The following is a 12414-nucleotide window of genomic DNA, read 5'->3' on the forward strand; positions in this document are numbered from 1 at the left end:
TAAGCATTTACAATAGATACTTGTTGATTGACACTTATCAATAGATGCTTACTTGTTATCTGCAAACAGTTTGTCTAGCGTTTGCTCAAACTCGTGATAGTTTAAGAAATCATATAGCTCCATGCGGGTCTGCATGGTATCGACGACGTTTTCTTGTGTGCCGTCATCTAATAGATGCTGATAGACATTGAGGGCGGCTTTGTTCATCGCGCGAAAAGCAGATAAGGGGTACAGCACCATATCGACACCCACTCCATATAGCTGTTCGGTGGTGTATAGATCGGTCTGACCAAACTCTGTCATGTTGGCCAGTACCGGGATATCGAGCACATCGGTAAACTTGCGATACATCTCAATGTCGGTTAGCGCTTCTGCAAAGATCATATCGGCACCTGCTTCTTGGAAGGCTACCGCACGCTCAACCGCCGCGTCCAACCCTTCGACCGATAACGCATCTGTACGTGCCATAACCACGAAATCAGGGTCGGTTTTGGCATCTAAGGCCGCTTTTAGGCGATCGACCATCTCTGAGATACTGACGATTTCTTTGTTTGGGCGATGGCCGCAGCGTTTTTGTGCCACTTGGTCTTCGATATGTACGGCAGCCACGCCCGCTTTTTCGATTTTTTTGATGGTTTGGGCAATATTAAAAGCGCCACCAAAACCAGTATCGATATCGACCAATAGCGGCGTATCCACCGCGTCAGTGATACGGCGCGCATCCTCTAGCACATTATCAAGGCTGGTCATGCCCAGATCAGGCAAGCCAAAAGACGCATTGGCGACGCCGCCGCCTGATAGATAGATGGCCTGATGACCGACTTGGGTCGCCATCATCGCGGTATAGGCGTTGATAGTACCGACGATCTGTAAGGGTTGGTTTTGGTCGTTTTTTTGAGCCAAAGCTTGGCGAAAACGTGCGCCAGCGGATAAAGAAGTCATGTGGTGGTCCTTGTTATCGTTTTATGCAAAACACTGAGTATAAACAGTGAGGTTGATCGTATTGGTTTTTGATTATACCCAAATATCTACCGATGCAAAGACCCTACCGAGCTGGGTTTATAAACTTAATATAACTTATCAGTTAATTTTTATTAAAAGTATTTGTATTTCAAATAGCACTATCCAAGAAATCACTATTTCTTTGATTTATTATTCATATCCTTTAAGTCATTAAAGTACCGGCGAGGTTTTATTTACATTTATTTACAATTACATCTACGCTGGCAGGTTTTGACAAAACAAAGGAGCAGGGGCGTTATCTAGTCGCCAAAAAAAAGCCCTAATAGCAATACTAAAAATGCTAAAAGGGCTTTTATCGCTTGAGCCTTATTCGTTTAACAAAGAGGTGCTTTTATGCTCTAGCCAAACATACCAGTTAGGTTGGCTAAGAACAATAACGCAAAGCTGGCTAAGAAAATAAGCCCAGCGATCGACCAAGCATTCATGCCAGCTGAGAGCTTTTTATGCTTTTTCACCAGTGAGTAGTTGAGCCAGCCAAAGATGGGTGCCGAGACAAAGGCGGAAATCATAGCAAACTTAAGCATCGCGCCGAGCTGACCTGTAAAGAAGGTAATGATTACCAAACCACCACCGATGGCATAAGTTGTCCAGAACGCGACTTGTTTTTTGTTGATTTCCTTTTCGCCTTTGAGCAAACGCCAGCACTCTGCGTTGGCACGGCCATAACCGTCGGCACAGGTGATGGTGGTGCCAAACATACACATAAAAGCGACGAAGGCGACCAGCAGCCGCGACCACTCACCGATGGTCGCTGTGTACATGTTGATCAACTGATTGATATAAGCGCCGCCAACCAGCTCAATCTCTTGTCCTGAGCCGTACTGCACAAACACGCCAAGTGATAAGAAAAACAGCGCCAAAATCGCAGATACTGAGTAACCGACATTAAAGTCTAGCAAGCCCTGACGGTGGGTCGTATGATCGGTTTTGACCTTGACAGAGGTCCACATAGAGGTAATGGCAGCAAACTCTAATGGCGCGGGCATCCAGCCCATCAACGCCACAATAAAGCCTAGTGTCGCCAAATTCCATGGCGAGGCGGCAACAAAGTCAGCCGCCATCACGGTCGGCTTGCCAGCAGCGATGATGACCGCCGCAACGGTAGCCGTCGTGAGAGCAATCATGATCCATTTGGTCACGCCATCGAGTACCTTATAGTGACCTGCAATCAAAAAGAACCATGATACAGCCACAATGATGAACGATAACGTCATCGTCGATAGACCAAGAGAGGCGGGCAGCATAAAGCCTAATATCACCGCAGCAATCAGTGACACAGCGCCGGTACTGATGACGGCAGACAAGATAGATAGGATAAAGTACACCCAAAGATAGACCCTTGAGCGCTTGGCATAGCCAGCAATCAGACTCTCACCTGTGTCATAGACATAATCAGTACCAAAGCGAAAAAACGGATACTTAACGACGTTGGCCAAAATAATCATGATCGCAAGCTGCCAGCCATATATCGCGCCAGCCTGCGTTGATGAGATCAGATGCGAGCCGCCGATAGCGGCCGTCGCCATCAAAATCCCTGGGCCAAAGATACGCCAGCTAAAGCCCTTGGGCTGCTGCGCCTCATCGGTTGCGCTGTCGGTCGCGTCGGTGCTTGCAATGCGAGAGTTGTTGAGTGGTTGTGTGGACATGAATACCTCGAGATGTTTGAACGGCAAATCATCACTTGCCTGTGTCAGTCTGCCAATGAACGGTCATGAATGTTTTATTACCTTTAATAAAACGATTCATCTTGTATCGACTTTAGCACACCGAAGCTGTTCAGGAGAATGATTATTCTAATAACTATTACTAATTGTTTGCATGCCCATTCTCGATAGTTAGCATAATTGCATATAAATATCAAGAGTTTGGACGAATTTTTTTGGCCGTTCTTTATAACATAATAATCGTTCGATATCTGATAATTTAAGGCATCGAGGCAAATTTTTGTGGTCGATAGGTGATACCGCGCTGCTCATACACTTGATACGTCGCGGTGAGTAGGTCGGGGATGCTTGGATGAACGCAGTCTTTGAGCGTATGTAAATAAATAGGGGAGGTGGCGTTTTCGTGAATGAGGCGCTGATAGCTGATCTGCTCGGTACGGACAGTGCTTAGGCTGGCAGGCACCAGCGTGATCCCTTCGCCTGCCGCCACTAGGCCCAGCGCTACTTGTAAGTCACTCACTGTCGTGGTCATAAATGGTGATACACCGTATTGGGCAAATAAATGCAGCAGCGGCTCGGTGATCGGCTCGTTTTGTCCTAGCGGCGCTTGGGAATCCGATGACGTATGCTGCTGAGCTGCAGAGTCGGTATCGATTGGCGAAGAGGCCGGTGACTTAGGCTTTGATGACGAAAAAGCTGTCGATACTGTGGTGGCTATCGGTAGATGCGTTTGATGGTATAAAATCAGGCGGTTATTTGCCAAATCGATCAAACGCTGCGCACGCACCTGCGCAAGCGGATGCGCCTTGGGCAAGGCCACCACGTAGCGCTCATGACGCAGGAGTATCTGCTGAATCCAAGGATCTTGGTGAGCGAAGCGCCCAAAACCAATGTCAATCTCGCCAGATTTTAGGGCATCGATCTGCTGATAAGAGCTGATGTCTTTAAGATTGACATCGATATCAGGATTTGACTGCTTTAGGGTGGCGATAATGTCGGGTAGTAGCCCATACAGCACCGATGGCACAAAGCCGATATTGAGTGTGCTACTGGGCATAGATAAGCGCTGAGTCATGCTGGTGACTGCCTCAATCTCTGTCAGTACGGCACTGATTTTTTCATAAAAAAACGCTCCCGCATCTGTCAAATGCAGCGGCCGATGGTAACGATCAATGAGCACCACCCCCATCTCTGTCTCAAGCTGTTTGAGCAGGCGACTCAGACTTGGCTGCGACAAACCTGTCTGGGTTGCCGCTGCGCTAAAGCTGCGTAGATCTGCAATCGCAATGAACGCCTTCAGTTGTTTTAAATCCATATCTGAGTGCCTGTTATATCTATTGTTGTCTTTATACCGTATTTTAATCGTTTGATTTAAAACGTTGGCAACGCGCCTGACATGATGAAAGAACCATCATACGTTTGAAAAAATCAAGCGCGCCCTGTAAGGGTAAATAGGTAAAACCTACAAATTGTGCTTGAAGATAGAGCAGTAGGTAATTATATTGGCCGTAACGGTGCTGTTACATTTGGCAAATAAACTGTATCATCCTTTATCTAATGGTAATAGTATAACTGGCTCGGTATCATTCTATGAACGATATAAATAATGACAGTAGTATTGATCTTGAAGCAAAGCTTGACACAAAGTTGGCAAAAAAGATTGCCAATGCTAAAAATCGCAGAGACAAGCGCAATGGTGATATCTACAAGCGTTTTTTGAAACGCGTGCAGCACCCTGAGCCTCATAAAAAACTAGAGCCTCTAAAAAGCGCACATCATCTGCCTGCTTATGAGCCGCTGACCGACGAAGAGCTACAATGGTTTGCCAGTCAAGATAAGCATGACAGCCAGCCAAAACAGCCGCCAAAAGACCCAACAGCTGCGGCACCAGATACTGAGCGCGACAACGACAAACTTGATTTTACGCTGGACTTTTCTGAGCCAGATAGCACGACTTCTCACAGTGTATCAACATCAACGCCTGAGGGTGGGTTAGATACCGACAAAGGGGCGGGCAGTGTATTTAGCGCAGATATTGTAGAAATAGATAGCGGCGTAGCGCCAAAGCATCACATCGACGACCATGAACCACAGGATCGTCAAGCGGCTGCCAGCACAGAGGTTGAGGCTAGCAGCTATCAAAGTACCGACTCTCAAAGCCAAAGTATCGATCCTCAAGACGAGCAAGCGCTGGCAAGTAAACGCAAACCATCAACACTCATTATCGGTATCGGCTCAGTACTTTTGGCAGCGGCCGTGCTGGGTTATACCGCCATCACTTATTTCTCTAGCGATACAAAAGACAACCCTATACAAAGTACAGAAGCCACAACCCCTGATGTAGCTGTAGCGACTCAGCAAGAGCAAGATGCAATGACAGACACCAATGCAACTGCTGATCATACAGCGTCAAGCGACTCTGCTGCAGCACTTAGCTCGGATAAATCAGACGAAATCGCCACAACCGAGCAGCCAGCTGACGAAAGTCAAAACAATGCTGCCTTAACCAGTGAGAATGAGGATTTGGATACTGAGTTGGATGCTGAGCCTGTGATTACTTATGAAGAATTTAAAGATGAATCACAAACCACCTTGTACCGCGAGACCAATGATTAATGATGTTCCTTGTAGGGTGGACTGACCATACAATGCTTAGCAAGGCAATGTCTAGTAAGCGCTAATATAATCACTGATATAGTATTTTATAGACCTTATTTAACATAATATACATTATGCGAAAACAAACCAATGCTTTTAATAGGTTACCGATAAGCTTTTTATACATACTGATTCGACGATTTTACTTACGTTACTTTCTATTGATGCTCCCAGAAAATCATTAATCCCTCACCATCCAACCCATTACCATACTTTTCTCAAACTAACGGCAAGCTTTTAGCAAATGCTCACGCAGAGATTTTCTTTGATCAGTTAATATCACGTCTGCCACTTGGCAATTTTTATCATCACAAATCAAATCATAATAGACATCGCCGCCTTGTGCCAAGCTGACTTTAACCAGCGCTTTATCAGTGATGGCAAACTGCTTGTCTTGCTGATAATCAGGATCCTGTGAGTTCCATAATACATCGTAACCCACATGACAAGACATTTGCACTGTCTCAAAATATGTTTGTTCTAACTGCATGGCGTTTTGCAGCGCTGTATTGGCGTATTGTTGCAGGACGACTGGATTATCCATCCCTTCATTACGGATGTCTTGCTCATACATCTGGCGAATGGTTTGTAGTTTTTGCGCGTTATATGTCTGCATGCCTGTTGTTGTATTATTTCTTGTAACATTAATTGCTGCATGAGCAAACGTCGCAAATCCTGCCGCGAGCAATATCAGTATGGGTATCAATGGTTTAATAATCTGCATGGGTCAATTTACCCTATTTTTTTACACAAATAGCTATTAACCATTACATCACACTCATATGAGGGCTGTGCTGTCTTATCGTATCATTCAGGTTGAGATGATTAACGATTGTCGCTTTGCATACTCCCAGTAACGGCTATCATAAGGACATAATATGACCCTATTTGCAGCGTTAAAGCCCCCTTATTTTTCGATAATGACAAGTGGTATGTTCGCCTTTGTATTGGCAGCAACAGGCTGTCAATCCTCAGCTGACTCCACTATTATAAATACATCGGCGCAATCCACCAACACCCCCGTCACCACGGACATGAGCCAGCAAACGCTCAAACAGCAAGCGTTACGCATCCAGCGTGCACTTGCCAATAACGACTATGCCAGAATCACCAAAGACATTCATCCTACCCGTGGTGTACGTTTCTCCATGTATGCTTATGTGCGCCCTGAATCCGATAAGGTCTTTAGCCGTGAACAGTATGCTCAGTATTTGCAGCAGTCCAAAATCCGCTTTACTTGGGGTGAACGTGACGGCACTGGTGAGCCATTAATCATACCGCTACCAGAGTACCTAGACACTTGGGTAAAGGCCAAAACCTTTAATGACGCTACCCTTAGCATCAATGAGTTTCAAAAAAGTGGCAATAGCATCAATAACCTAAATAAAATATATCAAAACTCTGATGTCGTTGAGTTTTACTATAAAGGTAGTGATGAATACAGCGGTTTAGACTGGCGGGCATTGCGCTTGGTGTTTGATGACTATCAAGGTAAGCGTTATCTGGTAGCCGTTATCACTGACCAGTGGACGATTTAGTGCATTTATATGCAGATAGTGGCTAAAACAGTAGGATGTTGACGCTCAACCATGATGCCCTGCCCTTTTTTGTTGTCTTTATACTTTATATTTGTATTTATAAATATAAAAGACTGTGTTATTGCTTATTTTTCAAGTATTTCAGTTTGGCGTTAATAATACCTTGTTATCCCGTGCTGGGCGTATCTCGAGGCGGATAACCAAAATACTGTTTATAAATGCGAGAAAAGTAACTTTGGTCGCCATAGCCGACCCTATGAGCGACTTCTTCAATGGTGACATAGCTCTTTGATTTTAAAATATGATTGGCCTGCTTTAAGCGCAGCATCTTGACCCATTCCGAAAAGCTATAAGGCAGGCTGGCAAAGAGTTTGTGCAGGTATCTAACAGAAATATGACAAGCTGCAGCGACGGTGTTTGGGCTCAAATCAGGGTTTGCTAAATTTAAACTCACATAATGCTCGATACGTTTGAGATGCACAGACTGTATCGCTGACATCTCACTCATCATCACCTCTTTGGGTGCACTCAATGTCAAGACAATCAGGTTTAGCAGCTGTTGCTCTAGTATCTTTATCTCCAAATCAGCCAGCTTTTGATGATGAATCAGCGTCAAAATTTGCTTCATCTGAAACACCAGTAACCTGCCTGCACCTTCGTCGATAGACAAGCTGCGAGCAAACTGCCGCTCTATAGTAGGTATTTGTGCTGACAGTAAGGCTAACGGGACTTTGATTACATACAACGACGCTTCATACAGATGATAAAACTCATAAGGTAAGTTGGACAGCTCAATAAAAAACTGGCCAGGTTTGGCGCTCAGTGAGCGATTTTTTTGAATAAAGCGCACATCGCCTGTCAGCGGAAACGTGATTAAAATACTGTCATCGTAATCAGCACTTTGGACACCGCGATCATAGTGTACGGTATTGGCATGATAATGCGAGACACCGATATCGAGCAGCTTGGCATGCTGCAAAAATCCTAAAAACTTATTGGGCTGCCGAAAGCTCACGTTTAGATCAAAATAGGTGTCATTAATGGTGCGCTTCCAGTCAAAGGCATTTAGGCTCGGCGGCGATTGAGAGGCGCTATCTGCTGACGTAGAGAGCATGGGCAACAAAGAAGGTGCTATAGCGGCATCAAGCGCGCCTGCAAGAGGATTCAGACGCGATGAGACTGGGCCGGTATGCTCATGCTGACGTGAAAGGTCGTCTGGTTGACGGTTTGCATTCATCCTTGAACACTCAATATTTAGTATACAACTGTACTGCTATCCTAGCAGCTAATAATGAAGGATCCTATTTTATATTATAAATAAAGCCAAAAAGGCATCAAGTATTGAACCCAGTTCAGTACTTGATGCCTTTACTAATGCTAAAAAATGCTAAAAAAAGTTAGCCTTATGTTTTATGCAGCACGGGTGAGCTTATAGGTACCTGTTTCGTGCAGCTGGGCTTGCCAGCCATCCTTGATGACCACGGTGGTGGTTGGCTCTTGAATAAGCGCAGGACCTGTGACCACAGCGCCAGCACCGAACTGCTCACCATCGTAGATAGGTGTGTCGATCCAATCATAAGACTGGTCAAACAGCATCTCACGACGGCCGATCTGGGCTTGGCTGATATCATCTTGCTGAGGCGCAAGCGTCGGCAGCTTTGGTTTACTGATTTTGCCAATCACCGCCACCTCGATATTGACCAGCTCGATTTTACTATCACGCTCATCATAGGTATACAGCTCTTTGTGACGCTGGTGAAATGACTCTAAGATAGTCTGCACGCTATCAGCATCGAGCTTGCCGTTGGGTATCAGTACATTACACTCATGCACCTGACCGACGTAGCGCATCTCCATGGTACGCTCGATAGAGATGTCTTCATCGGTAAAGCCGTCTTCTAGTAGCTTTTGCACGCCCTCTTCTTCAAGACCTTGTAAAGTAGCATTTAGACCTTGAAGATTTGCCTCTGGCGCTAAAATCATCATTTGCGTCGCCAAGTAGTTGTATTTAATATCAGAGATAATTTGACCAAAGGCGCACAAACAAGACGCAATCTTAGGAATTAAGATAGTACCGATACCCATCTCTTCGGCCAGCGCAATAATATGCATACCACCAGCGCCGCCTGCACAGACAAGGGCAAAGTCACGAGGGTCATAGCCCTTTTCAATAGTAATACGGCGAATAGCATTAGACATGTTTTGGTTGACGATGGCGCTGATGCCAAAGGCGGCATGCGCCAGATCAATCTTCAGTGGATCAGCGATGTGGGTCTGTACCGCTTGCAGCGCTTTGTCTTTATCCAAGGTCACACTACCGCCCAACACCGCATTGGGCTGCAGATAACCCAATACCAAATTGGCATCGGTCACCGTAGGCAGCTCTCCGCCTTTGCCATAACACGCCGGCCCAGGGGTTGCGCCTGCACTCTGCGGGCCGACCTCAAGCATACCAAAAGTATTGACATGACCGATAGAGCCGCCACCTGCACCCAAGGTCTCGACATGAATCATCGGCACGCCAATGCGATTGCGCAAAAAGTCTATATCACGGTTGAGGCTGGTGCGGCCTGACTTTGCCATGGTGATATCAAAAGAGGTACCGCCCATATCGACGGTAATAATGTCATCAATACCAAACGGACTGGCGATATATAATCCCGCTTGCGGCGCTGACGCTGGCCCTGAGTTGATGGCATTGACTGCCCGCTCACGCATAATCTCGCCAACCGCAAGCCCGCCATTGGATTGAAAATAACGAACGGGCTGCTCTGCGCCTAACGCCTTGAAATAATCATCAATCTTATGGACATACGAGGCCATAACAGGGCTTAGATAAGCATTGACTAGCGTCGTTGAAGTACGGGTGTATTCTTTGATCTGCGGATAGACATCGCTGCCACAGCAGACAAATACGTCTGGCATATGCTGCTCGATCAGCTGCTTTGCGCGCTGCTCATGCTGGGTATTGCGAATAGACCAGACAAAAGAGATCGCCACCGCTTGTACGTCTTTTTTCTTTAAAACCTCGATCGCATCGAGGACATCCTGCTCATTTAGCGGCTCATGCTCGGTACCATCGGCTAAGATACGGCCGCGTATCGGTAGCCGGCAGTCACGAGTGGCTATCTGCGGTGCTGGCGGATAGCTGGCATCATAGCGATGCCCTTCTTCTTTATGCCCTAAGCGTATCTCGATACTGTCTTCGTGGCCTGCGGTGCATAACAGCCCGACTTTTACCCCCTTCATCTGAATTAAAGCGTTGAGTGCCACAGTGGTACCGTTGATACATAGGTCGCAGGCTTGGATAATATCTTCAATAGGACGGTCAAACTGGTCAGCAATTTGCTGCAATCCATTGGCGATGGCTAATGTGCCATCTTCTGGCGTGGATGGTGCCTTAAATAGATGTACATCGCCTGTCTTTTCGGCCAGTACAAAGTCAGTAAACGTCCCGCCAGCATCAACGCCAATTCGAAAATCATTTTTCATCAGTTATCCTTAACTCAAGTTATTTAATATTAGGTGGTTTATAATTTTATGCTGTTAGCTTCAACTGCTGGCGCTGCAAATGACGACGTAAAGCGTCCGTCTCTGCTTCATGAACTGTCAGCGTTTGTGGGTCAATAACCACCCCGTACTCAGTCTTAGCCGCTGCTACTGATATGATTCTTTCTTCTACATCTTTTAATACTGCGGGTATCGAGCGTGCAAATGAGCTACCGTAGCCGCCACCACCAGGATTGGTATTACGCGCCCGATCACCAGGCTGAATCTCAGTCACGGTATTTTGCTTATATAAGTCAGTGACACCGCCCTTATGGATAATCTCTAAGCGTCCTAATTTAAGCTCGGGTGAGATTTGCTCCGCACCTGCTGCGCCCATCGTTGGATGCTCACGGCCTTCACCAAAGGCGACTACCGTCATCTCATGACCCAATGGCTCAACTTCCCATACCGTACCACAGCCGCCGCGATACTCGCCTGCGCCGCCACTGTCTTCTGCCAGACCATATTTATGGATCAAGATCGGATACTGGTACTCGAGTAGTTCGATATCACCTGAGCTTAACGCACCGAAACAGCACAAGGGGCCACAAGCATGCCATCCATCCATTTGCTGAGTAGCACCCGCACCAGAGATGATCGACGCCAGAATCATGGTCACATACTGCTCGCCCGTCTTTGGGTCGATACCTGAGATATTAATCCCAGAGGCATGACCCCAAGAAGCAATCACCCGATCTGGGGCAGCATCCTCAAATGCCATACGCACCGCATCGGTCAAGGTTTCCATCGGCGTGGTGGTACAGTTGACATGTGGGGCAGGCTCTTTGGCATTACACAGCGTGCCATGCTCGCCCAAGTCCACCGTGACACAGCGATACAGCCCTTCGTTGTACGGCGGATCTACTTGCGCAAACATCATCAGCCCCAGCAGCACACCAGACATCGAGTTGCCCGCATAAGAGTTGATGAAGTAAGGCACTTGCGGCGGGCTGGTAATCTTGATATGTACATCGCTGTCTGTGATCTCAATATCAGCGCTGATGGTCAAGTCGCCCAGACCGTGCCCGGAGTCTTCCAATACCGCTTCGCCATGATACTGACCATCTGGGATAGATGAGATCAATGAGCGCATATGGGTATCCGCCATGCTCTTGAGCTCTTCGATTGCCGCGCGTACGGTCTCTACGCCATACTTGTCTAGCAGCGCAATCATGTTACGCTCACCGACCGCACAAGCGCCAAACTGGGCATTGAGATCGCCTTCTTGGTTGCGGCGAGAGCGCATATTGCTGTGAATCAAATTGATGACATCATGACGTTTGACGCCCTTTTCCCAGATTTTGATGGGTGGGATACGTAAGCCTTCAGCATAGATTTCTTTAGCATCTGGGTTGTAGCCTGCAGGCACTGGGCCGCCGATATCCGTGACGTGACCTTTACACACCGTCCAAAACACCAACTCGCCCTTATAGAAGACAGGCTTGTACATACAGCAGTCTAAAATATGACTGCCCATCATCACCGGATCGTTGTGATAAATGACATCGCCTTCGTGGATGTCATCACCATAATATTCGGCAACGGCTTTCATGGCTGGCATGAGTGAGCCAAGATGGATGGGAATATCCTGCCCCTGCAAAATCATCTCAGGCAGATGATCAAACAAAGCATTGCTATAGTCATGGGCTAAGTTAAAGACACTAGAGCGGGCAGTTTTTTCTAAGGTGGTTGTCATCTCACGCTGTGCCGTTTCTAGGGCACCCCGTACGACGGACAAGGTAATAGGATCAATTGAAGTGTGAGCGTTGCTCATGTGAGACTCCCTGTCTGATAAGTAATAAAAGATATGAACGGCTGTGCACGGCCAATGTGGCCTATAACACTGAAAAAAACCTCATTCTTTGTCTGGCTGTCATCTATCCTAATGACTAAGCTTTTTTACTATAGCGGGGTTTTTAGCAAATAGATTGGCTGACAGTGCAGGGTTTTTGACTGTGAGTGCACAACTGTGTCTATAAAAT

General features: G+C 46.6%; 9 protein-coding genes. 2 read left to right on the plus strand and 7 right to left on the minus strand.

Going from position 1 to position 12414, the window contains the following annotated elements; all coding sequences use genetic code 11:
• Nucleotides 1-48: 48 nt before the first annotated feature.
• From prpB to BTV99_RS02730, 3 genes are all read right to left on the minus strand, one after another.
• A complete protein-coding gene (gene prpB / locus BTV99_RS02720) occupies nt 49-942 on the minus strand; it encodes a methylisocitrate lyase (protein ID WP_075100835.1) in 894 nt (297 codons plus the stop codon).
• Between the two features lie 419 nt (nt 943-1361).
• Nucleotides 1362-2669: an NRAMP family divalent metal transporter gene (locus BTV99_RS02725; protein WP_075100836.1), complete on the minus strand. Its 1308-nt coding sequence runs from the start codon at nt 2667-2669 to the stop codon at nt 1362-1364.
• A 277-nt stretch (nt 2670-2946) separates the two neighbouring features.
• Complete coding sequence (locus tag BTV99_RS02730) at nt 2947-4002, minus strand: LysR family transcriptional regulator (protein WP_075100837.1); 1056 nt, start codon at nt 4000-4002, stop codon at nt 2947-2949.
• Between the two features lie 275 nt (nt 4003-4277).
• Here BTV99_RS02730 and BTV99_RS02735 point away from each other — a divergent pair, with 275 nt between their 5' ends.
• A complete protein-coding gene (locus tag BTV99_RS02735) occupies nt 4278-5303 on the plus strand; it encodes a hypothetical protein (protein ID WP_075100838.1) in 1026 nt (341 codons plus the stop codon).
• A 265-nt stretch (nt 5304-5568) separates the two neighbouring features.
• On the opposite strand, the gene BTV99_RS02740 is transcribed toward BTV99_RS02735, so the two are convergent.
• Complete coding sequence (locus BTV99_RS02740; protein WP_256713713.1) at nt 5569-6069, minus strand: hypothetical protein; 501 nt, start codon at nt 6067-6069, stop codon at nt 5569-5571.
• 154 nt (nt 6070-6223) lie between these two features.
• On the opposite strand from BTV99_RS02740, the gene BTV99_RS02745 reads away from it, so the two are divergent.
• Complete coding sequence (locus BTV99_RS02745) at nt 6224-6883, plus strand: hypothetical protein (protein ID WP_075100839.1); 660 nt, start codon at nt 6224-6226, stop codon at nt 6881-6883.
• A gap of 166 nt (nt 6884-7049) precedes the next feature.
• Here the strand turns inward: BTV99_RS02745 and BTV99_RS02750 are convergent, their stop codons facing one another.
• From BTV99_RS02750 to BTV99_RS02760, 3 genes are all read right to left on the minus strand, one after another.
• Nucleotides 7050-8120, minus strand: a complete 1071-nt coding sequence (locus tag BTV99_RS02750) for an AraC family transcriptional regulator (protein ID WP_075100840.1) — start codon at nt 8118-8120, stop codon at nt 7050-7052.
• Nucleotides 8121-8293: 173 nt separating this feature from the next.
• Nucleotides 8294-10375, minus strand: coding sequence for a hydantoinase/oxoprolinase family protein (locus BTV99_RS02755; protein WP_075100841.1), 2082 nt, complete (start codon nt 10373-10375; stop codon nt 8294-8296).
• A 46-nt stretch (nt 10376-10421) separates the two neighbouring features.
• Nucleotides 10422-12206, minus strand: a complete 1785-nt coding sequence (locus BTV99_RS02760) for a hydantoinase B/oxoprolinase family protein (RefSeq protein ID WP_075100842.1) — start codon at nt 12204-12206, stop codon at nt 10422-10424.
• Nucleotides 12207-12414: the final 208 nt, after the last annotated feature.

Source organism: Psychrobacter sp. Rd 27.2, from assembly GCF_001921755.1.
Classification (GTDB): domain Bacteria; phylum Pseudomonadota; class Gammaproteobacteria; order Pseudomonadales; family Moraxellaceae; genus Psychrobacter; species Psychrobacter celer.